Genomic DNA, 22,271 nt, shown 5'->3' with positions numbered 1-22,271 from the left:
CCGATATAACAATTTATCAGGAGCAAACAGCCACGCTGTTTGCGTGCTTGCACTGAGTTTGAAAAAACAGGCGGTAGCCTTTTAGAAAAGAATTTGCTTATTTATTGTTTAATGAATGGCTTTTTTGTTGCTATCGCATTTAAGGGCATTAGCCGTTGTGTTCAAGCCGCCAAACAGCTTGCTGTTTGGCTATCGTTAGATTGCATAAACGGAAAGTATTTGTGGGCTTTGCCCACACCCACGACCTTTGAAAAGGTCGACCAAACTTTTATAATTAATTGGCAAATCAATTTGCTAAACCATAATTTAACTCGTTTTAACTCAACGCAACAAAAAAGAGATACCCACGAAAGGTATCTCTTGATTTAATTATTTTGCGTAATTGACAGCTCGGCTCTCTCTTATGATATTAACCTTAATCTGTCCCGGATATTCAAGCTCTTCTTCTATCTTCTTGCAGATTTCTCTTGCAAGCGGAAGCATACGCTCGTCATTTATGACTTCGGGTTTAACCATAATACGAACCTCACGGCCTGCCTGAATAGCATATGAGCTTTCAACACCCTCAAATGAAGATGCAACTTCTTCAAGCTTTTCAAGACGCTTGATGTAGTTTTCTACATTTTCTCTTCTTGCACCCGGTCTTGCGGCAGAGAGTGCGTCGGCAGCCTGTACAAGACAAGCTACAACCGTCTTTGCCTCAACATCACCGTGGTGAGCCTGAATAGCGTGAATAACCGCATCGTGTTCTTTGTATTTTCTTGCCAAATCTACACCGATCTGAACATGAGTTCCTTCGACCTCGTGGTCAATTGACTTACCGATATCGTGTAAAAGACCCGCACGCTTTGCAATTGTCGGATCCATACCAAGCTCGCTTGCCATCATACCTGCAAGATATGAAACTTCAAGTGAATGATTAAGTACATTCTGACCGTAGCTGGTACGATAACGAAGTCTGCCGAGTAATCTGACAAGCTCCGGATGAATGTTGTGTACGCCTGCCTCAAGCACTGCTCTTTCGCCGTCGTGCTTGATTGTAGCGTCAACTTCTCGTCTTGCTTTTTCAATCATTTCTTCGATTCTTGCCGGATGAATTCTGCCGTCTGAAATAAGTTTTTCAAGAGCAATTCTTGCAACTTCTCTTCTTACAGGCTCAAAGCTTGAAAGAGTGATTGCTTCCGGTGTATCGTCAATGATAAGATCAACACCTGTGAGTGTTTCAATGGCTCTGATGTTTCTGCCCTCACGACCGATAATTCTGCCCTTCATTTCGTCATTCGGAAGAGGAACTACGGAAATTGTAGCCTCTGCAACCTGCTCTGCGGCAAGTCGCTGAATTGCAAGAGAAATAATGTTTCTTGCTTTTTCGTCCGCCTCATCCTTAAGCTGCTCCGTATATTCCATAATCTTAACGGATTTCTCATGAGCAAGCTCGTCCTCAAGCTGTGAAAGCAGGTAACTCTTTGCCTGCTCGGCTGTATAGCCGGAAATTTTCTCAAGCATTTCAAACTGACTTTTCTTGAGTGTTTCGATTTCCTCAAGCTTTGCATCAGCGTCTTTTAACTTACGAGAAAGCTTTTCGTCCTTAAGCTCCATGTTGTCAAGCTTTTTGTCGAGGGTTTCTTCCTTTTGCTGAATGCGTCTTTCCTGGCGTTGAACTTCTTTGCGGCGGTCGGCAATTTCTTTTTCGCTCTCGGTTCTGAAACGGTGAACCTCGTCCTTGCCTTCTAAAACAACCTCTTTCTTTTTGGCTTCGGCTGTTTTCATAGCTTCTGACACGATTTTTCTTGCCTCTTCTTCTGCACTTCCGATTTCCTTTTCGGCAACATTTTTACGATAGCTTATACCTGCAAAAATGCCTATGCCCGCACCGAGAAGCAACGCAACAATAATTAATATTATTGCTAATAACGACATTCTGACACCTCCTTGTTTGATTCTTAATTAGATAATAAGTTTAAGTTCAATCAAACAGCCTTGTCGGTGCCGTTAGTAAAGATATTCAATTTTCATTTTTATAAAAATAATTTAATTTTAATATTTTTTATATGCTGTGGTTTGCAACAAAGGTATATTATAACGATTAATAAGTTATAAAAACTAAATAAAAAATATCTATAAATAACGGCTCTGAACGAGTCTGATTAATAAAAAATAGGTAAATTTGCATTAATCCTATTTAACCGCACTAACGGTATTATAAGTATTTTATCCTAATTTAATAAAAATGTCAAGAATATTAATGGCAATTTTGCAAATAAATAATTAAAAAGCGCAACATTCACAGGACAATTTGACAATAGCGTTCGTCAAATTGCAGTAAAAGATGCAGAAATTTTGTAAAATTTTCGTTTTTATGTAAAATTCATAAGAAATTTGTTAAAATTTTATCAAACACTTGAATAACAGCAAAAAATGTAATATAATTAAACTACCTTATAAATTAGGAGGAATTTAAAATGTCAGTAAAAGTTGCAATTAACGGTTTCGGCCGTATCGGTCGTCTTGCATTCAGACAGATGTTTGGTGCAGAGGGCTATGAGGTAGTTGCTATCAACGACCTTACAAAACCATCAATGCTCGCAGATCTTCTCAAGTATGATACAGCACAGGGCGGTTACTGCGGTAAAATCGGTGAGAACCTTCACACAGTAGAGGCTGATGACGAGAACAACACAATCACAGTTGACGGCAAGACTCTTACAATCTATGCTAAGGCTAACGCTGCTGAACTCCCATGGGGCGAGATCGGCGTAGACGTAGTTCTTGAGTGCACAGGTTTCTACACATCAAAGGCAAAGAGCCAGGCTCACATTGATGCCGGCGCTAAGAAGGTTGTTATTTCTGCTCCTGCAGGCAACGATCTTAAGACAATCGTTTACAGCGTAAACGAGGGTACACTTACAGCTGATGATACAATCATTTCTGCTGCTTCATGTACAACAAACTGCCTCGCTCCTATGGCTAACACACTTAACAAGTATGCTGAGATCCAGAGCGGTATCATGTCAACAATCCACGCTTACACAGGCGATCAGATGATCCTCGACGGTCCTCACAGAAAGGGTGACCTCAGAAGAGCAAGAGCAGGTGCTGCTAACATCGTTCCTAACTCAACAGGCGCTGCTAAGGCTATCGGTCTTGTTATTCCTGAGCTCAACGGTAAGCTCATCGGTTCTGCACAGCGTGTTCCTGTTCCAACAGGTTCAACAACAATTCTTACAGCTGTTGTTAAGGGTAAGGATGTAACAGTTGAGGGCATTAACGCTGCTATGAAGGCTGCTGCTTCTGAGTCATTCGGTTACAACGAAGATCCAATCGTTTCTTCAGACGTAATCGGTATGAGATTCGGTTCACTCTTCGATGCTACACAGACAATGGTATCAAAGATTGCTGACGATCTCTATGAGGTACAGGTTGTTTCTTGGTATGACAACGAGAACTCATACACAAGCCAGATGGTTAGAACAATTAAGTACTTTGCTGAATTAGGCTAATCTTAACCTATAATTTATCAGGTATAAACTTTAAGCTGTCTCTTTTGAGGCAGCTTTTTGTTTTTATAAAAATTTTTCTGTTGATATTTACTTTTATACTTTTGTATGTTAAAATTTTAGTGTATAAAAATATTTGCAATGTTTTGCAAAGGAGAACGGAAATTATGAACTCTAAGTTAAAAAACAGTGATACTGATTTTCTTTTTAAAGCAATTCTTTCTCTTGAAAACGAAGAGGAGTGTTATCGCTTTTTTGAAGATTTATGCACAAGTCCTGAACTTAAGGCTATGTCACAAAGACTTGTTGTAGCAAAAATGCTTACAGAAAAAAAGGTTTATTCTGAAATTGTAAAAGAAACGGGTGCGTCAACCGCAACAATCAGTCGTGTAAAGCGTGCTCTTTTTGATAACGATACCTACGGTTACACACTTGTACTCGATAAAATCGCCAAAGAGGAAAACAAATGAGTTACAATATTTTTGCCGATTATTATGATGTATTAATGCAAAATGTCGGCTACAAAGAGCGAAGCGACTACATTTGTGAGCTTATGAAAAGGCATAATCACGAATTTGGCATTACACTTGACCTTGCCTGCGGTACGGGCAGTCTTACTACGGAGTTGGCACTTAAGGGGATAGATGTTTACGGAATTGACGCAAGTGCGGAAATGCTTAGCGAGGCAATGCAAAAGTCGAGCGAAAAAGGGCTTAATATTTTATATTTAAAGCAGAAAATGCAGAATCTTAACCTTTACGGCACTATAGATACTTGTATTTGTACGCTGGACAGCATAAATCACATTACAAAAGAAGAAGATGTGACAAAGGCTTTTGAGCGTGTAGCTTTCTTTATGGATAAAGACGGTTTGTTTGTATTTGATGTCAATACCGTTTATAAACACGAACAGGTGCTTGCGAATAATACCTTTGTGTACGAAACCGATAAGGTATTTTGCGTGTGGCAGAATACTTTACGGGAAAACTGCGTGACGGATATTGACCTTGACTTTTTTGAAGAAGAAAACGGCATTTATTATAGAACAAGCGAGAGCTTTTCGGAACGTGGATATTCAAGAGAAAAACTGACGGAAATGCTTGTAAATGCGGGTTTTGAACTTGAGGCTGTATATGGAGATATGAGTTTTGACGAACCGAAAGCCGACGAACAAAGGCTTGTTTTTGTGGCAAGAATGAAAAATCCAATCAATAAGGAATGTTAACGGGAGAATAATATGGATAAAATTATAAGATGTATAACATCGGACGGCGCAGTAATGGCATCGGCTATTGATGCGTCCGATATTGTTTTTAAGGCACAGAAAATTCACGGACTTTCAAGAAGCGCTACTGCGGCACTCGGCAGACTTTTGTGTGCGACTTCTATGATGGGTGCAATGCTCAAGCAGAAAGACGCATCAATTAACCTTAGAGTATCGGGTGACGGAGAACTCGGCCCCGTAATAGCGGTTGCGGACAGTAAGGGTAATGTTCGTGGATATGTAGGAAACGCAAATTGCCCTACCGAATACTATAACAACGGCAAAATCAATGTTTCAAAAGCAGTAGGTAAAAACGGTGTGCTTAATGTAATGCGTGATTACGGTTCAGGCGACCCGTATATCGGTCAGGTTGAGCTTGTAAGCGGAGAGATTGCCGAGGATATTACCAATTATTTTGCAACAAGTGAGCAGATTCCCACAGTATGTGCGCTTGGCGTTCTTATTAATAAGGAGGACGGCGAAGTGATGCTCGCAGGCGGATTGCTTATTCAGCTTTTGCCGGGTGCTTTTGAAGATACAATTGAAAAACTTGAAAAGAATCTCGAAACTCTCGAGCCTGTTACAACTATGCTTGCAAAGGGAATGAGTATTCTTGATATATGCAAAACCGCTCTTGCAGGCTTTGAGGTAGAAGTGCTTGACGAGTACCCTGTAAAGTATGTTTGCACTTGTTCAAGAGAAAAACTCGAAAGACTTTTCTGTACAATGAGCGACGATGAAATTCGTGCAATGCCTGATGAAAACGGCAGAGTAGTGGCTAATTGTCATTTCTGTAACAAGAAGTATATCTTTAATAAAGAAGACCTTGAGAAGATTATTAAAGAGAAAAATTCCAAGGATAACACTTCCAAAGACAAAAAGTCAAAAGAGTAAATTGTCGTAAAATATCGTGTTGCTTTGCTTTTGTAAAGTTTTTTTGAAAAAAATTCAAAAAAGTGTTGACATTTGAGCCGATATGGTGTATTATAATACCTGTCGCTAAGAGATACGACAAACGAAAGCGAAGCGACAAAGGCAATGGGAGCATAGCTCAGCTGGGAGAGCATCTGCCTTACAAGCAGAGGGTCATAGGTTCGAGTCCTATTGTTCCCACCATTTGGCCCGGTAGTTCAGTTGGTTAGAACGCTAGCCTGTCACGCTAGAGGTCGACGGTTCGAACCCGTTCCGGGTCGCCAAATTTTGCCTCTGTAGCTCAGTCGGTAGAGCAGGGGACTGAAAATCCCCGTGTCGATGGTTCGATTCCGTCCGGAGGCACCAAAAATGCGGATGTAGCTCATCTGGTAGAGCGCCACCTTGCCAAGGTGGAGGTAGCGGGTTCGAGCCCCGTCATCCGCTCCAATAAAAACACTTGTAAGTCAAGTGCTTTTTTATTCTCAACAACTTGATAATTTAATATGTATTTTTGAGTCTTTACAGACCGAAACAAAGGCAACAATTACCAAATGGGAGCATAGCTCAGCTGGGAGAGCATCTGCCTTACAAGCAGAGGGTCATAGGTTCGAGTCCTATTGTTCCCACCACATTTGGCCCGGTAGTTCAGTTGGTTAGAACGCTAGCCTGTCACGCTAGAGGTCGACGGTTCGAACCCGTTCCGGGTCGCCAATTTTTTGCCTCTGTAGCTCAGTCGGTAGAGCAGGGGACTGAAAATCCCCGTGTCGATGGTTCGATTCCGTCCGGAGGCACCAAAAATGCGGATGTAGCTCATCTGGTAGAGCGCCACCTTGCCAAGGTGGAGGTAGCGGGTTCGAGCCCCGTCATCCGCTCCAAAAGAAAGCACTTGTCAGCAGACAGGTGCTTTTACTTTTTGAAAATTAAGTATGCAAAAAAGTAATGCTTACGCATTATGGGGTAAATAAAGGTTCTGTCCTGAATGTTGGCATAACAATAATAAATTATTGTTTAGCAAATTGATTTGCCAATTAATTATAAAAATTTGGTCGACCTTTTCAAAGGTCGTGGGTGTGGGCAAAGCCCACAAATACTTTCCGCTTATGCAATCTAACGATAGCCAAACAGCTTGCTGTTTGGCGGCTTGAACACAACGGCGTTAGCCTTTAAAAGTGCGATAGCAACAAGAAAGCCATTCTATATATAATGAAAAGTTAATCATTCCTTTTATAAAAGACAGTCGCCGCATCCGAAACATATGCAACCTAAAATACCGCATAAGAGCATTCATAAGAGCATTATAATTGATTTTTTCTTTGTCATAGAATTACCTCTTTTCAACACATAGGTTAGTCTAAACTAACTGTATGCATATATATTACCACAAAATAAAATATTTGCAAGTTATAGCAGATATTTATTTTGCGGTAACTGATTTTATATTTTTATTATCGGCGTTGTGAAGTCTGCTCCGCACTTTTTAAGCGGATTTACAGCGAGTGAAAAAACATCTGTTGCGAAAATTTCTGTTTTAAGTAATTTTTCTGTATTGCCTCCGAGTGACAAACCTTTTTTTACAGAGGTTATAACAGGGAGAGTACAGCTTTTCAGGATTTTTGCACCGTCATTTGTAAAGCCGAGCACTCTTGCATAGCACGGTTCGGTGTTTTGAATTTCTTTTGTTATATTCAAAAGTGCGCATATTAAAATTCTGCGTAGTCTTGCAAGTGTGTAACGCTTTGATTTTACGGCAAACAATATTTCATTAACTGAATTATATTCGTGCACTGCCGTGTAAATTCTGTTTTCAAGTCCTTCGGTTACATCGGGTAAATCGGCAAGCTGATGAACAGACATGGAGCGCAATTTATACAGCAAGGCGGTTTCCAAATTATCGGGCAGAGCAAGCTCTGTCGGTTCAAAAGGAGCAAACTCCGCAATATTTTTGCCTTGCTTTAATTGTTCTCTTATATATGATGCGGAGGCAAAACCGTTTTCAGTGATTTCGCTGTCGTGTTCAACTCCCTCACGACGGATTGGCAGTGGTGATATGTTGCTCGGCAATGCTTTAAGATATTCAACGGCAAGCACATTGTTTGGTGTGGCAAGAATTTTGGCTGTTTTATCGCCGTATATTGCACGCACGGCAGATTCAATTGCTTTCGGATAATACGAACCATTTTGCATTTCCTTTGCCACAAGCGATTGTACGGCAGTATTTTTATGTGCGTCGGCTGTCTGTTTCAAAAGTTCAATATTACTGTTTTCACAACCGAATGCAAGATGCGTGAGTCTTGAGAAAGATGAGAGAATTTTAACTCCGCTTTTTGCAAATACTTCGGCATTTGATACGGCATAGGCGACAGGCAGTTCTATTACAAGGTCAGCGCCGCCGAGCAGGGCAGACTTTGCCCTTGTGAATTTGTCTGTAATTGCGATTTCGCCACGCTGTGTAAAGCTTGTGCTCATTACAACCGCAACAGGTTCGTTTACAAGGCTTTTTGCCTTTTGTATTAAATATTTATGTCCGTTATGAAAAGGGTTAAATTCGCAAATTATGCCGATTGCCATAGCATTACCTCGAAAAAGCAAAAAATTATTGTCAGATATTAAAAAAATCACTTGAAAACTATTATAAAAAGTTTTATCATTATAGTGTAACACTCACAGAGTGACTTTTAATTGTCCTCAGATATATTATATATCAAAAATCGCTTTAGGACAACTAATATAGTTGAAAGGATGAATAATAATGAAGGTTCTCGTTATTAACGCAGGCAGCTCATCACTTAAATATCAGCTTATTGATATGGACAGCGAAAAGGTACTTGCAAAAGGAAACTGTGAAAGAATCGGTCAGGAGGGTGCATTTATCGGTTTTAAAGCTCCTGATGGCACAAAAATTGAACGCAAAACAGAGATGGTTAATCATACACAGGCTTTTGAGGCTGTTAAGGACGCACTTCTTGATCCGCAGTATGGTGCAATCAAGGATTTGTCAGAGGTTAGCGCAATCGGTCACAGAGTAGTGCAGGGCGGTAGCTATTTTAATAAGTCGGTTCTCGTAACAGACGATGTTATCAAGAAGATTGAAGAGCTTGCTCCTCTTGCTCCTCTCCACAACCCCGCTCACATTCAGGGCATCAATGCTTGTACAAAGGTATTCGGCAAAGATGTTCCTCAGGTTGTAGTATTTGATACCGCTTTCCATCAGACAATGCCGGAAAAGGCTTATATGTTTGCTATTCCATATAAATACTATGAAAAGTACGGTATCCGCCGTTACGGTTTCCACGGTACTTCTCACCGTTATGTATCACAGAAAATGGCTGAACTTATGGGCAGGAATATTGAAGATACAAAAATCATTACTTGTCACATCGGTAACGGTTCATCAATCACAGCTATCAAGGGCGGCAAGGTAATTGATACATCAATGGGTCTTACTCCGCTCGGCGGCTTTATGATGGGCACACGCTCAGGTTCACTTGATCCGTCTGTAATTACTTTCATTGCAGAGAAAGAAAACATTTCTGCCGAAGAAATGCTTAAGATTCTTAACAAGGAATCGGGTCTTTTGGGTGTATCCGGCATATCCTCAGATGATCGTGATGTTTGTGCAGCTGAGGAGCATGGCAACCACAGAGCACACCTTGCTCACGAAATGCTTTATTATCAGATTGCAAAGACAATCGGTTCTTATTATGTTGCACTCGGCGGTTGTGACGCAATCGTATTCACCGCAGGTATCGGCGAAAATCAGCCACAGCTTCGTGAAACTGTTTGCGATTACATTTCTTGCCTTGGTGTAGAGATGGACAAGGAATTTAACAAGAAAGCAAAGTGCGGCGTTACAGGCACACTTTCAACTCCAAACTCAAAAATCAGAGTTGAGCTTATTGCTACTAACGAAGAACTTGTTATTGCAAGAGATACAAAGGAAATTGTAGAGGCCCTTTAATTAAAACTACATATAAAAATAAGGTGGCTGTTCGTAGTGGACAGCCACCTTTTGCGTTACACGGAATCATTATTAACCGCAGTATCGGAGTCGGTATCTCTGAATAAAAGTGAAATACACCAAATTGCGGCGAGCGCAACGAGAATGTAAACAATTCGGCTTATAATTCCTGTCTGACCGCCGCAAATCCAGGCGACAAGGTCAAACTGAAAAATACCTACACAGCCCCAGTTAAGTCCGCCTATAATTAAAAGCGTCAGGGCAATTTTATCAATCATAATAATCCTCCTTAATTATAATTGTAAAAATATTATTGACGCTTTTAAAATAAATATTCAGTTGTTTTTATGTTCTGATAATTTTGTTTTGTATAGCTTTATCAATATAAAATATAATTAGAGCGCTTGTAATAGTCATTAATATAAAAAGTATAAATGAAATCGGTTTAGATAATCCAAAATTATCAACTGAAGTTACACTATTTAAAAAAGCATAGTGAGTAATATATATTGGATATGACAGTTTATCAAAAGTTATCCAAATATTTGATTTTGCAATTTTTATAAATATTGTAAATTTGTTAACCAAGTAATTACAAATGAAATAAGTTGATATGGCTAATCCTAAATGAGTAGCGGAAACAATCAGTAAATAAAAATTATTAATAGAATTATCAAAACAATATTTGCCTACTAATCTGATGCCAATAGAAGCTAAAAATAAAAACAAGCCATAAATAATGAATATCGGCAGTGTATTTTTTACTTTGAATTTAGAAATATAATATCCTAAAAAATATGTAACAAAATATTCAAGTGAAATATATGGTATGTTAAAACACATCATTATTTTTGGAATAAACCAAGCAGCAACAAGTATCAGAATTATTACAGCTATATTGAGTTTATGCTTTTTTTCAATCTTTTTAACTAATATTGTCAGTAAATAGCAAATAAGAATAATTGTAACAAACCACAAATTTCCTAAAGGTTTAATTTCAGAAAATGGTATGAAAGGAGTTATAAAATTAATGCCTTGCAAGCAAAATAAATATTTTATTGCTTCCAAGCCATCAAATCCATTTATTTTAAAATACACTATGGAAACAGGAATAACAAACAAATAAAATGGAATTAACAGTTTTTTTACTCTTGTCAAAAACCATTCAGAAGGGCTATTTATTTCTTTATTTGCATAAAGAAATCCAGAAATGAATAAAAAAATATATACGCCATAATTAAAAAATTGTTCTAAAAAAGCTATATCAAGCCAACTTGCAATATGACAAAGTATTATAAATAGCATACCTAATACTCTTAGTATGGAAATGCAATAGTTTCTTCCTGTATTTTGATTTACATTCAAATTTTTACTCCTTTACATTAAAATTTTCAAACGAAAGTTAATCAGGAAAAATAATCGGGAACAATAGCATAAAGATTAAAAACATAAATCCGAGGCCGATTACGGCAAGTCCGATAATACGGGTAATTTTCGTTGCTTTTTTCAGCTTGTACTTTGAAATCATATTTTCGGTGGGAAACGGAAGTAAAATAAGCATTATGCCGAGAATATCGCAGCTTGCGACTGTAATTATCATTCCCGCAGTTCGCAAAAACGCAAAAAGAAAAATTCCGATAGGAATACCGAAAAAGCAAATCATATTTATAATGCTGAACAATTTACCGTACTTTTCGGTAGTTTCGTAATATTTATTTGCATTGCCGTGACATTCTTCACTGCAATATTGTTCAAAATAGGATATTTCTTTTGCGCAATAATCACATTTTTTCAAGTTTTCAGAACCTTTCATTTATATTATAAACTATTCTAACACATTACACCGCTTTTTTCAATGATATTTAAGTGAATGGAATGGGAAAGATGTTTATAATGCCTAACAAATTTGTAAAGGTAATTAACATTATATTGTATTTATAAAAAATATATGCTATGCTTTCTTTGAGGAGATGGTAGAATGTCTAATTTTTTTGTGGCTCTGTATGCGGTACTGCCTATGTTTATAATGCTTGCTATAGGTTTTACTGTGCGAAAAATGAAGGTGATTGAAGAGGCTCATTTGCCTGTGCTTAACAAAATCGTTTTTAATGTTTTCTTTCCGTTCTTGATGTTTAACAATATATATGCTTTTGATTTGTCGGCAGATTTTAATGCATCACTTCTTTTGTATGCGGTTGTTGCCGTAGCGGTTATTTACGGTTTGTCGGTTGGTTTTGCTTTAATTTTTGAAAAATCAAATAAAAGTCGTGGTGCGCTAATCCAGGCGATTTACAGGAGTAATTTTGTGCTTATGGGTTTGCCGATTGTAGGTAATATCTTTGGCAGCGGCAGACTTGGTATGACATCTATGCTTGTCACGGTTATTGTTCCGATGTATAATATTCTGGCTGTAATAACACTTGAAGTATTCAGGGGAGAGAGTATAAAAATTACAAAAATACTCAAAGGCATAGTTACTAATCCGCTGATTATCGGCTCGGTTGCAGGTATTTTGTTTGCGGCTTTCGGCATTAAATTACCTGAAATTGCAGAGAGCGTTATTTCTGATATGGCGTCGGCGGCAACACCGCTTGCGTTGATTGTGCTCGGAGCATCTTTTGAATTTGCAAGCATAAAAAGATACAAGAAAAACCTTATTGCGGTTATTTTTGCAAGACTTATTATTGTGCCTGCAATCAGTCTTTCAGTAGCTATTATGATTGGTTTCAGGGAAATTGATTTAGTTTCGCTTATCGGAATTTTTGCATCGCCCTGCGCTGTGTCTTCTTATACCATGGCAAGGCAAATGGACAGCGATTATGAATTATCAGCAGGTACCGTAGTTTTTACAACTATGCTTTCGTGTTTTACTTTATTCGGCTGGATTTATTTTTTAAAAGAGTTAAATTTCTTCTGATGTACAAATTGCACAAATATCGCATACAAAGCTTATACAACATATATAAATGGCTGATTTTGAATGAAATTAAAAAATATGCTTGATTTTGAAGTATTATGTGCTATAATAAAGCCATAAGATAAATTATAACAAATTTTCAATTATATGTTTTGAAAAAGTTTATAGTTATTTCTTTCTTTTAATTTTTGTGAGCATAGAAAAGAGCAAGACTTTGTCTTGCTTTTTTCTTTTTCTGTGTTTTTTGCACATATAATATTGTTGTATAATAGATTACATATTCAGAACAAAAAATGACAATCAAATAAAATTTACTAAAATGATAAAAAGTATTGACAAAAATAATTAAATAGTATATATTTAAGATGTACTATTTAAATTAATACAATAAATCCAATGAGTGCAATTCATAAGATTGGAGGTAGAATAATGATTCAGATTGACTTGACATCAAGAGTACCGATTTATGAACAAATTTGTACCAATATAATTCGTCTTGCATCAGCGGGAGTATTGAAGCCGGGTGATAAATTGTTGCCTGTAAGAAGTCTTGCATCTGAGCTTGGCATTAACCCTAATACCGTAGCAAAAGCATATAAATTGCTTGAAAATGACGGGTATATTGTATCCAATGTCGGACGGGGAAGTTATGTATCCGATAAACTGACAAAGGATTGTGCTGAAAGAGCCATGGCGCTCGATGATTTTAAACAGAGCACAAAAATAGCAAATTTACTGAGCGTTGACAAGGCAGAGCTTAATAGAATTATTGAAAATATTTATAACGGAGGTGGCATTGATGATTGAAATTTGCGGACTTACCAAGAGGTTCGGCAAGGTTAATGCTGTAGATAATATGACCGTGAATATTCCAAACGGTGCGGTTGTAGGTCTTGTAGGCAGTAACGGCAGCGGTAAATCAACACTTTTGCGTATGCTTGCGGGAGTATATGCACCTGACGGAGGAACTGTAAAAGTTGACGGCATACAGCATTTTGATAATCCCGTAACTAAAGGAGAATGCTTTTTTATACCTGACTTCCCGTATTTTTACAATACAAGCACGGTAGAGAGTACGGCTTTCCTTTACAGACGACTTTATCCGAATTGGAGCGAACAGGAATATAACAGACTTTGTTCGATTTTCCCGATTAACATAAACGCACCTATTATTAATATGTCAAAGGGTATGCAAAGACAGGCGGCGCTTATTTTGGCGCTTTCAACCTGTCCGAAATATTTATTCCTTGACGAAATATTTGACGGTCTTGACCCTGTGGTAAGACATATGCTCAAAAGCCTGCTTGCCGAAAAGGTGGCAGACAATAATACAACCGTTGTAATTGCCTCTCATAACTTGAGAGAGCTTGAAGATTTATGCGACAGACTTTGCCTTATGCATAGGGGACATATGATGCTTGAGCGTGGTATTGACGATTTAAGGCACGGTTTGCGCAAGGTACAGGTGGCATTTACGGAGTTGCCGTATAAGCCGAATATATTTGAGGGTATTAATGCAATTAATATAACCCGCAACGGCAATATATTTAATCTTACAATAAAGGGAAAGGAAGAGGAGTTTATGCCAAAGCTTAAGGCACTTAATCCTGCTTTTGTTTCTGCAATACCTCTTACTTTGGAGGAAATATTTATTAGTGAAATGGGGGCGGCAGGATATGACATCCACAGTATCCTTTAAAGATAAGCTCAAGCAGATTTTTTCAGTTATTCTATGGGATTTGAAAGGCTGTAAAGGCTCGTTGATGGTATATACGATTTTGGCGTCGGTATTTACTGTAATAATTTTTACACTTGTTTTTGTGCTTACGGCAGATCAAACCTCATTTTCGCCTTTGTTTTCAACTGAAAGTTCACCGAAAATATCTCTAAGCGAAAAAATGCAGGTTTTTCAGGTTATTTCATCTGCCATTATCGGTTTTCTTACACTTATTTTTGCTATTATTTATACTGTGCAGATATTCTCGTATATGCACAACAAGCGTAAAGTCGATTTTTACGGTTCGCTTCCTATAAGCAGAGCAAGACTTTTCCTCGCCAAGTACGGTGCAGCTTATTTGTTCTCTATCATTCCTATGCTTGTGTTTATGGGCATTATTGCTATTGCGTCTGTTTGTACGGGTACGCTTTTACTTCCGCAGGTAACAAATATGTATGTTAATTTTATTGTGGGTACTCTTGCCTGCATAAGCGCATACGGTTTTCTGTCTGCTTGCTGTGGTACTACATTTAATACTGTTATTATGTTTATTGCGGTTTGTGCCTGCTATCCGTTATCTATGGTTTTTGTAAGGGCTTATATCGACGCTTTCTTTACAGGCTCATACACGGGTAATTTTTCTGACAGTTTTATAACAAATGCACTCAATCCTATTTCTGCTTACTTTGGCAACAATCTTATTTATTGGATAATTTTCAGTATAGTCTGCATTGCTTTGGGTACATTGCTGATTATGAAGAGAAGATCCGAAAGAGCCCAGACTTCATTTGCTTATTACATTCCTTGCCATATAATAAAAGTTATAGTTTCATTCCTTGCAGGTATGTTTCTCGGAACTATGTTCGGCGCTATAAATGTTTTTGGCAATGGCGTAGGCGGTTTTGTTTTTGGTTTTATTCTTGCAAGTGCGCCGACATTCCTTATCGTTCATATGATTTTCTACAAAGGCTTAAAGCAGATTGTAAGAACTATTCCGATTTATGCAGGTCTTGCTGTTGTGGTAATTGTCGGTGTGGTTCTTATTAATCTTGATGTGTTAGGCTACAATAATTATGTGCCTAAATCAGAAGATGTAAAGAGTGCGGGTTTGATTAGTTCAGAGTATAGCACTGTCGGCAAGAATATATCGAAATATTACACAAAGAGTGCGGGCGATTTTACAGACGAAGCTGACATTAAATCTATTATTAATGTTCACAATGAAATTCTCACCAAGAAAAAGACGAATACAACTTCTAAGGCTAAATTTTCAAGTGTGTGGGGCAGTATGCTTTACAATACCTTCAGAGAATATGCAAGCGACGAGATAATTACCGTTGCCTACAAGCTAAACAGCGGAAGAACCGTAACAAGATACTATTCTAAGAATCTGCTTGAAATGGCTGCGACATTTGATTATGAGCCGATTGATTATACCGATGATACATATGATGTTGATTACGGTTATAGATCATATGGATTTACACAAATTTACACTGCCGCCAAACCTGTGCTTTCATCAAAGCCGTATATTATGAAATACTCGGGTGTGGCAAATGCCGGTCTGAACGAAGATTTCCAAGTAAGCAGTGTGACTGTTTATGCTTTGACCAAAACATATTCCGAGGACAGTGTATATTCGTCGACCATAGAAAACTATGGCGAGTATTCATATGATGAAAAAGAAAAAGATCCAAAAGAAATTGCTGAAAAGAACAGTATTATGAATGATATAAACGCAGCATTTAAAAAAGACCTTGAGGCTGACACTGCTTATCTTAACGGTGTTTTGTATGATCCGTTTGCACTTCTTTACAATGATGATATTTATTATGATTCTTCTAATGACGATGATTCGGTTTACAGCTTTGATTCTCTTAAATATATCAGAGAGAAGTATTCTAAGGATTATGTCTGCAAAATTCAATTACAATATACTAATTATGATCCTGAAAAAGCTAAAAAATTTATTTTCGGTACTAACAGTACAGATTCTGAGTATTACTTTGTACCGAAGTCATATACAAATACCATTGAGGTACTCAAAAAGTACGGCTTACTTAAAGCTGACTATACACTTAATAAAAACTCTGAGTATTTTAATGTTCCTGAATATGGTGATTACGACACAGTATATGAAAGATAAATAAATTACAGAGCGATTGTGTTGTGCAGTCGCTCTGTTTTTCTTTGACAAAGGGAGAGTAATCCATTATTATATTAGTAGTAAAAATGTTAGGAGATGACAGCGGTGGAATTATACAAAGGCAGACCGCAGAATATTGAGGGAAGACTTGACAGGGAAGTCAGAGTATATGATTTGCTCGACAGCCTTGGCATAGAGTATCTGCGAACAGATCACGGCCATGCCGATACTATGGAGGCGTGCAATGAAATTGACAAGGTACTTGATGTACTTATTTGTAAAAATCTGTTTTTGTGCAACAGGCAGAAAACTAAATTTTATCTTTTAATGATGCCGGGGGACAAGCCTTTTAAAACAAAGGAACTTTCAAGTCAAATTAATTCGGCAAGACTTTCTTTTGCGTCTGCCGAGGCTATGGAAGAGTACCTTGATATTTTGCCGGGGTCTGTAAGCATTATGGGACTTATGAACGACAAAGAAAACGCAGTCACTTTGCTTGTAGATGAAGATGTTTTAAAAGGTGAATATGTAGGATGTCACCCATGCGTGAATACATCGAGCCTTAAAATAAAAACAACAGATGTTTTTGATAAGTTTTTAAAAGCAGTAGGGCATACGGCAACAGTTGTACATTTGACAGGTGAATAAACATAAGTAAAAAAGACTTCTGCAAATGGAAGTCTTTTGATGTATATATGTAAAATTTTATTTACATTGCATTTGATATATGATATAATGCCGATAATAAACATTTATGGAGGTTTATCTATGCAATACAAAATTGAGGGAGGTTCACTTCCGATAGTGGAGGTATCTCTTGAAAACGGCGAAACTATTATTACACAGGGCGGCGGAATGGTATGGATGTCACCTAACCTTAATATGGAAACTTCAGGCGGCGGAGTAGGCAAGATGTTCGGCAAAATGATGACAGGTGAGTCGATTATGCATAACCGCTACACAGCTATGGGCGGTCCGGGTTTCATTACTCTTGCTTCATCTTTCCCAGGTTCAATCATTCCTTTTGAGATTCAGCCTAATATGCCTATAATCGTTCAGAAATCGGGCTTCCTTGCAAGTTCTGCTACTGTTGACCTCTCTGTACATTTTAATAAAAAAGCGGGTGCAGGCTTTTTTGGAGGCGAAGGATTCATACTTCAAAAGCTATCGGGTTACGGAACTGCTTTTGTTGAGATTGACGGCTACTGCAAGCAGTATAACCTTGCACCCGGTCAGCAGATTGTTGTTGATACAGGCAACCTTGCTGCAATGGATGCATCTTGTCAAATGGACATCCAGCGTATTAAGGGTGTTAAGAATATGTTCCTCGGCGGAGAGGGTTTGTTTAATACAGTTATTACAGGACCGGGCAGAGTGTTCTTGCAGTCGCACCCAATTTCTACAGTTGCATCTGCAATTCGTCCGTTCATTTCAACAAACTAAGTTAATAGCTACATAATTTATGGAGCTGTAAAAAACAACCCAGATAAAAAACGACTGCATTCTAACCGAAAGGTAGGAATGCAGTCATTTTTGTGATATAATTTATTTGTAATGAAAAACCATATAAACAAGGTATATTATACACCGTATCAATTAAAATTACCACCTAAAATTGAAAAAATAATAGAAATTTCTGATCCGTTATATACATTTAACGAGGTTTTTCATTATATTGATCTAAATAACACCTTGACGGAACAAAGATAACTGCCAATGCAAATAAATACAGCCGGGTATGGAAGAAAAGCAGTATAAAGCACAGACAATAAGTATTCAATATTCTTCATATTTTTATACAATTTCAAGAATATAAGAAAAAAATCACCGAGACTCACTTTTTCGTGAATCTCGGCTTTTTTGATATGCTGTTTTTACAGCTTTTTGTTTAAGACTTTTAACTTTTAGTAAATATCAAGATCACTTCTGCTTGTGGTTTGTATTCTGATATAGGTTGAATTTGCTTCAGTTGAAGAAGTTTTTGTTGTTATGGTTGAATATTGCAGCGGGGTAGGTATAGTAGAAGAATTATTTGTATTATTCAAAACTACTCCGCTTGAAATAGTGTACTCAACTCGTTTATCAGTATCCTTATCCCATACATTGCTTCCTACTGTTGTTACTGTATATTGAAGAATATATTTTTTTTCATCAGTATTAAGTTGTTTAAGGTCGAATTTAATTGATTTTACATTGTCAATACTGACTATTGGTGTAAGCTTATGTCCTGTAGGATCGCCCGATGAAGTATCAAACTTAGCAAGAATTAATCTGTATTTTGTATTTGGATCTGCATATAAAAAGTAATCACTTTTATTACCGATACCATTATCTACATCCATAAAACCACTTGGTTTTGCACTTTCGTCATATGCTTCGAGAGTAGGTTTTGAATCATATGATTGAACATAGTTTGAGGTATTACCGTAAATTGAAAGTTGTTTAGAAATCATATCGCTTGTGCGTTCGCAAAGGGAAAGATCCTGACCTCGTTTAGCTACATCTGCCATAGCAAACATACCGCCGATACAGGTTGAAGAAACTATTGCAAGAATACATACAACTGCGATAAGCTCAACAAGCGTAGCACCTGCTTTTGCCTTTATAGAGCGTTTGGAGAGATGTTTTTTTAATTTATTTTTAATCATTTGCATCCTCCTTATTGAACATATTTGGATTTAGTGATAATACCGGTACATGAAGTTGTACCATTTGTACCGTAATCAATATAAACAGTGATTTTGTACGATACCATACTTATACCATCAGAATTAGTGTAAGAACCTTCTTTTTGAATTGTATAAGCAACTTCATTTTTGTTAAAATCTCTATGGTCGATATTTGCAGAAGTATATTGTTTTGCTGAAAAAGTATTGTCAAGAGATTTTACATCTGTATCAATATTGTTTTGAATATCGCTTGTAAAAGTATATGTTTGATTAGGCGGAGTGTTAAAAAGTTTATTAGCATTCTTTTGTGCATCAGTTAATGAATCCCAACCGTCATATGGATCATTTGATGGTGTTTTTTCAACATATGTCATAATTACATCGCAATACATTTGTGCTTTTGCAGAAGCTTTGTCCATAAGACTGTTTTTAGTAATGGACTGATTACTGATATTAAGACCAGTGGCAGTAGCCGAAACGGCTATTGCCATGATCATAATTGCACATACCAACTCGAGAAGAGAAAAGCCTTTTTTACTTTTTAAATATTTTTTAAATTTAAGGTTCTTCTTCTTCATTAGAAATACTTCCCTTCAAAGTCAACAGGATCCATTTTAGTTGTAACAGTTACCTTTTTATAAGCTTTAGTACCATCGCCTAATTTTTCTGCTTTGTAATATGGTTTTGAATCAGTCCAATTTTCCCAAAAAGCTTTGCTTAAAATATCAAAATCACCTGTAATACCCGGGAAGAAATAGTAACCCGGACTTAAAGTTATAGAATTAGCATTATCATCATTAAATTTGAGAGTAGTTTTACGAGTAATCTGAAGCATGGAACCGTCAATAGGATTACCGTCTACAACACATGTCGATTCATTATGTGCACTATAAGTATTAATTTTAAGTCCTTTTCCGTCTTTTCTTTCAAGTAAATCCGCTCCGATTGAAACAACATCTGCTTTTAAGGTTGCATTGTTTCCATATGTTACAATAGCATCTTTACCCGAAGAACCATTACCAAAATCACAGTAAATAGCTTTGCCCTTATATGTATCGTCTTTAAGTGTTCCGCCGCATGTTGCTTTAAAATTTATAACTGAACTGCTTTGGTCGAGGTTACTGCTGTCTACTGAAGTATTAATAGCGTTATCTTTCACCCATTTAATACTCGATGAGTTAGAATCAACTCGTGAAGTAGAATGATCTTCAAAGTATTTTTTTGCATCATTTGAAAATAAGTTAAGTCCTGTCTCCGGAATATCTGTGTAATCATCGGCTTTTACGGTATATGATGTACCATCTGACATTTCTACAATAAAATCATTTACTACTTTAAGAGTAAACGATTTTTCATTCCAATAAGGTTTTACGCTAAATGATGCTGAACTGTTTATTTGTTTGATTATATTTGAACCTTCTGCTGTGAATTTTTGAGTATTACTGTCAGTAGCAAAATCGCTAGTAGGAAGAATAGTTTGATTGAAAGAATAAGGAAAGTATGTATTGCCGTTGCTGTTCTTAATTTTATTGTTATAATAAACAGTTTCTTTTTCATCGGGACCAATTGATAATGTAATATTACTACTATGAATTGCCATATCGATATTTCCATTAAATTCCATTGGTTTTATATTGTACCAAAGATAATTAAATTCTTTGCCTGAATACATATCATAATATCCACTAGCTGTTGGCATTTCGGATGGTGAACAATAAATGTAGTAGTCTTTCCATCCTTCAGTAAATGTTGTTCGAGGTGTATTGGAGTAGCTGTTTGAATTTGGATCTGTGTTGAAAGCTCCATTGTCATTCAAAATATAAACTCTTTCTTTGCCCTTTTCCCAGTTACCTTCGTAAGCTGAATGTATGTCCTTTAGTTTGCCGTTTGTATCAACCATAGAACTATACATATCAATACTGTTAACCCTTTTGTATTCTTCACTGTTTGTAGCAATTTTTACAGCACTTTTTTTGGTATTTTCTGAAAATAAATCAACGGCTGTATTGTTGTCACCTAAGTTAATATAATAATATCCTTTTTTATACTCTACTGTTTTAGTTATTTGCTTGCTATTATTATAAGTCATAAGCTTACAATCTTTAGTAAAGTATATTACAACACCTTTATCGGTATTATAAGAGCTGCCGGAGTATTTAAGTGTAATGCCGGATTCGCCAGTGGCCGGACGACATACCATATTTCCGCCAATTACAAGATATTTACATTCTAAGGCTGTACCGTAAGCGTCTGAGTTTGTGTAAAAACTTATATCAACTGCTTCGGAATTATAGTCACTTTTTACTTTTGGTCCGGTGTAATTGCCTAAAAAGTAAATGCCGTTATCATATGCTGTAAATTTAAGTCTACTATCACCGTTACTTGTACTTTTTACTGCTTTATCAAATACAAGAGGAAAGCAAGTTGTGAGTGGTGTACTGCCAGCTTCGTTTTTAGGAATATAAATTATTGATTTATTGTCATTGTCAGTATCATAGTCCTGTAAGGTACGAAATGTGTTATCTCCTTCGTTTAAAGTTTTTCTTACAGAACGAAGAAGTGAAAATGAAGCTTGATCACCAAGCATTAAAAATTTATTGCCGGTCGGTGTAGTAATTGATTTTTGCTTCATAGTGAGGTTAGCTATTTCTTCTTTTTCAACTAAATTATATTTTACATCAAATTTGGTTGAAAGATCACCTGTATTTCCATCACCTGAATAGTCATATTTATTTTCTTTGCCAACGGCAGTCATAGTGTAACTACCGTCTGCATTTTTAGTAATTTTAATATAAGCATTACCTATTATAGTATAACTTGCATTAGGTGGATTGTTAATCCAATTTAATGCATCTTCAGAGCTGTTGAATTTTTCTACATGAACATTTGGATCTCCTTCAATATAGTAAAAAACATAGTAAAGTGATCCTGAATCAGGTAATGAAAGTTTACCGCCGTTTAACAGTTCTTCTGCTATATCAAGTGCACTTTTTGCTGATACATATGCCTGACGGGAGTTCATTGTAATACCGGTTTCTTTTTGCTGGAGCATTGCAATAGATAAGAAAGTAGTTGTCGATAAAAACAAAACTGCAACCAAGGCAATGGCAAGCACCATAGAAAAACCCTTTTTGCTGTTAATCTTTCTCTTCTTTGTAGTGAATTTCTTCATAAAAAAACTCCTTTCGATT

At 36.9% G+C, this 22,271-nt stretch carries 20 protein-coding genes and 8 tRNA genes; 20 read left to right on the top strand and 8 right to left on the bottom strand.

Annotated features, from left to right (window positions below):
• The first annotated feature begins 39 nt into the window (after positions 1-39).
• Positions 40-369, top strand: coding sequence for a hypothetical protein (locus KGF34_RS06090; RefSeq protein ID WP_252558397.1), 330 nt, complete (start codon positions 40-42; stop codon positions 367-369).
• Here the strand turns inward: KGF34_RS06090 and rny are convergent, their stop codons facing one another.
• Positions 370-1,920, bottom strand: coding sequence for a ribonuclease Y (gene rny, locus KGF34_RS06085; protein WP_022234350.1), 1,551 nt, complete (start codon positions 1,918-1,920; stop codon positions 370-372).
• A 542-nt stretch (positions 1,921-2,462) separates the two neighbouring features.
• Here rny and gap point away from each other — a divergent pair.
• From gap to KGF34_RS06025, 12 genes are all read left to right on the top strand, one after another.
• Entirely contained in the window at positions 2,463-3,500 is a 1,038-nt protein-coding gene (gene gap, locus KGF34_RS06080) for a type I glyceraldehyde-3-phosphate dehydrogenase (RefSeq protein ID WP_022233849.1), read from the top strand.
• Positions 3,501-3,664: 164 nt separating this feature from the next.
• Entirely contained in the window at positions 3,665-3,967 is a 303-nt protein-coding gene (locus tag KGF34_RS06075; protein ID WP_022233850.1) for a YerC/YecD family TrpR-related protein, read from the top strand.
• Entirely contained in the window at positions 3,964-4,722 is a 759-nt protein-coding gene (locus tag KGF34_RS06070; RefSeq protein ID WP_195410728.1) for a methyltransferase domain-containing protein, read from the top strand. The genes KGF34_RS06075 and KGF34_RS06070 overlap by 4 nt, the downstream gene beginning before the upstream one ends.
• A 12-nt stretch (positions 4,723-4,734) precedes the next feature.
• Positions 4,735-5,655, top strand: coding sequence for an Hsp33 family molecular chaperone HslO (hslO, locus tag KGF34_RS06065; RefSeq protein ID WP_022233852.1), 921 nt, complete (start codon positions 4,735-4,737; stop codon positions 5,653-5,655).
• 146 nt (positions 5,656-5,801) lie between these two features.
• A tRNA-Val gene (locus KGF34_RS06060) sits at positions 5,802-5,877 on the top strand.
• Between the two features lie 3 nt (positions 5,878-5,880).
• Positions 5,881-5,957: transfer RNA gene (locus KGF34_RS06055), tRNA-Asp, on the top strand.
• 6 nt (positions 5,958-5,963) lie between these two features.
• Positions 5,964-6,039: transfer RNA gene (locus KGF34_RS06050), tRNA-Phe, on the top strand.
• A gap of 5 nt (positions 6,040-6,044) precedes the next feature.
• A tRNA-Gly gene (locus tag KGF34_RS06045) sits at positions 6,045-6,120 on the top strand.
• Between the two features lie 106 nt (positions 6,121-6,226).
• Positions 6,227-6,302 (top strand) — tRNA-Val (locus KGF34_RS06040).
• A gap of 5 nt (positions 6,303-6,307) precedes the next feature.
• A tRNA-Asp gene (locus KGF34_RS06035) sits at positions 6,308-6,384 on the top strand.
• Positions 6,385-6,391: 7 nt separating this feature from the next.
• Positions 6,392-6,467, top strand: a tRNA-Phe gene (locus tag KGF34_RS06030).
• 5 nt (positions 6,468-6,472) lie between these two features.
• Positions 6,473-6,548, top strand: a tRNA-Gly gene (locus KGF34_RS06025).
• Positions 6,549-7,107: 559 nt separating this feature from the next.
• Here KGF34_RS06025 and KGF34_RS06020 read toward each other — a convergent pair.
• Positions 7,108-8,241, bottom strand: a complete 1,134-nt coding sequence (locus KGF34_RS06020) for a nucleotidyltransferase family protein (protein ID WP_252558395.1) — start codon at positions 8,239-8,241, stop codon at positions 7,108-7,110.
• A gap of 181 nt (positions 8,242-8,422) precedes the next feature.
• Here KGF34_RS06020 and KGF34_RS06015 point away from each other — a divergent pair, with 181 nt between their 5' ends.
• Complete coding sequence (locus tag KGF34_RS06015; RefSeq protein ID WP_271229680.1) at positions 8,423-9,631, top strand: acetate kinase; 1,209 nt, start codon at positions 8,423-8,425, stop codon at positions 9,629-9,631.
• Positions 9,632-9,687: 56 nt separating this feature from the next.
• On the opposite strand, the gene KGF34_RS06010 is transcribed toward KGF34_RS06015, so the two are convergent.
• From KGF34_RS06010 to KGF34_RS06000, 3 genes are all read right to left on the bottom strand, one after another.
• A complete protein-coding gene (locus tag KGF34_RS06010) occupies positions 9,688-9,909 on the bottom strand; it encodes a DUF378 domain-containing protein (protein WP_022234185.1) in 222 nt (73 codons plus the stop codon).
• Between the two features lie 67 nt (positions 9,910-9,976).
• Positions 9,977-10,996 (bottom strand): acyltransferase family protein, encoded by a 1,020-nt coding sequence (locus KGF34_RS06005; RefSeq protein ID WP_252558393.1) that lies wholly within the window; start codon positions 10,994-10,996, stop codon positions 9,977-9,979.
• Positions 10,997-11,033: 37 nt separating this feature from the next.
• On the bottom strand, positions 11,034-11,444 hold the full coding sequence (locus KGF34_RS06000) for a hypothetical protein (protein ID WP_252558391.1): 411 nt from the start codon (positions 11,442-11,444) through the stop codon (positions 11,034-11,036).
• A 165-nt stretch (positions 11,445-11,609) separates the two neighbouring features.
• On the opposite strand from KGF34_RS06000, the gene KGF34_RS05995 reads away from it, so the two are divergent.
• From KGF34_RS05995 to KGF34_RS05970, 6 genes are all read left to right on the top strand, one after another.
• The gene (locus tag KGF34_RS05995; RefSeq protein WP_252558389.1) at positions 11,610-12,548 is read left to right on the top strand and encodes an AEC family transporter; all 939 of its coding nucleotides are present in this window, start codon (positions 11,610-11,612) and stop codon (positions 12,546-12,548) included.
• Positions 12,549-12,977: 429 nt separating this feature from the next.
• On the top strand, positions 12,978-13,355 hold the full coding sequence (locus KGF34_RS05990) for a GntR family transcriptional regulator (RefSeq protein ID WP_186935263.1): 378 nt from the start codon (positions 12,978-12,980) through the stop codon (positions 13,353-13,355).
• Positions 13,348-14,247, top strand: a complete 900-nt coding sequence (locus KGF34_RS05985) for an ABC transporter ATP-binding protein (RefSeq protein WP_252560207.1) — start codon at positions 13,348-13,350, stop codon at positions 14,245-14,247. The genes KGF34_RS05990 and KGF34_RS05985 overlap by 8 nt, the downstream gene beginning before the upstream one ends.
• Positions 14,225-16,411, top strand: coding sequence for an ABC transporter permease (locus tag KGF34_RS05980; RefSeq protein WP_252558387.1), 2,187 nt, complete (start codon positions 14,225-14,227; stop codon positions 16,409-16,411). Before KGF34_RS05985 ends, KGF34_RS05980 begins: the two co-directional genes overlap by 23 nt.
• Positions 16,412-16,507: 96 nt before the next feature.
• The gene (locus tag KGF34_RS05975) at positions 16,508-17,059 is read left to right on the top strand and encodes a prolyl-tRNA synthetase associated domain-containing protein (RefSeq protein ID WP_333780948.1); all 552 of its coding nucleotides are present in this window, start codon (positions 16,508-16,510) and stop codon (positions 17,057-17,059) included.
• Between the two features lie 120 nt (positions 17,060-17,179).
• Positions 17,180-17,854 (top strand): TIGR00266 family protein, encoded by a 675-nt coding sequence (locus KGF34_RS05970; protein WP_252558384.1) that lies wholly within the window; start codon positions 17,180-17,182, stop codon positions 17,852-17,854.
• 461 nt (positions 17,855-18,315) lie between these two features.
• Here KGF34_RS05970 and KGF34_RS05965 read toward each other — a convergent pair whose 3' ends face one another.
• The 3 genes from KGF34_RS05965 to KGF34_RS05955 are packed head-to-tail and all read right to left on the bottom strand — an operon-like array spanning position 18,316 to position 22,252.
• Positions 18,316-19,059, bottom strand: a complete 744-nt coding sequence (locus KGF34_RS05965; protein WP_252558383.1) for a hypothetical protein — start codon at positions 19,057-19,059, stop codon at positions 18,316-18,318.
• A gap of 11 nt (positions 19,060-19,070) precedes the next feature.
• Positions 19,071-19,658, bottom strand: a complete 588-nt coding sequence (locus KGF34_RS05960; protein ID WP_252558378.1) for a type II secretion system protein — start codon at positions 19,656-19,658, stop codon at positions 19,071-19,073.
• Positions 19,658-22,252 carry a hypothetical protein gene (locus tag KGF34_RS05955; protein WP_252558377.1) on the bottom strand — a complete coding sequence of 865 codons (2,595 nt, stop codon included), beginning with the start codon at positions 22,250-22,252 and terminating at the stop codon, positions 19,658-19,660. The genes KGF34_RS05960 and KGF34_RS05955 overlap by 1 nt, the downstream gene beginning before the upstream one ends.
• Between the last annotated feature and the right edge of the window lie 19 nt (positions 22,253-22,271).

Origin of the sequence: Ruminococcus sp. FMBCY1 (genome assembly GCF_023921805.1) — a bacterium.
Lineage (GTDB): Bacteria > Bacillota > Clostridia > Oscillospirales > Acutalibacteraceae > Ruminococcoides > Ruminococcoides intestinale_A.
This window is presented reverse-complemented; position numbering and strand designations above follow the sequence as displayed.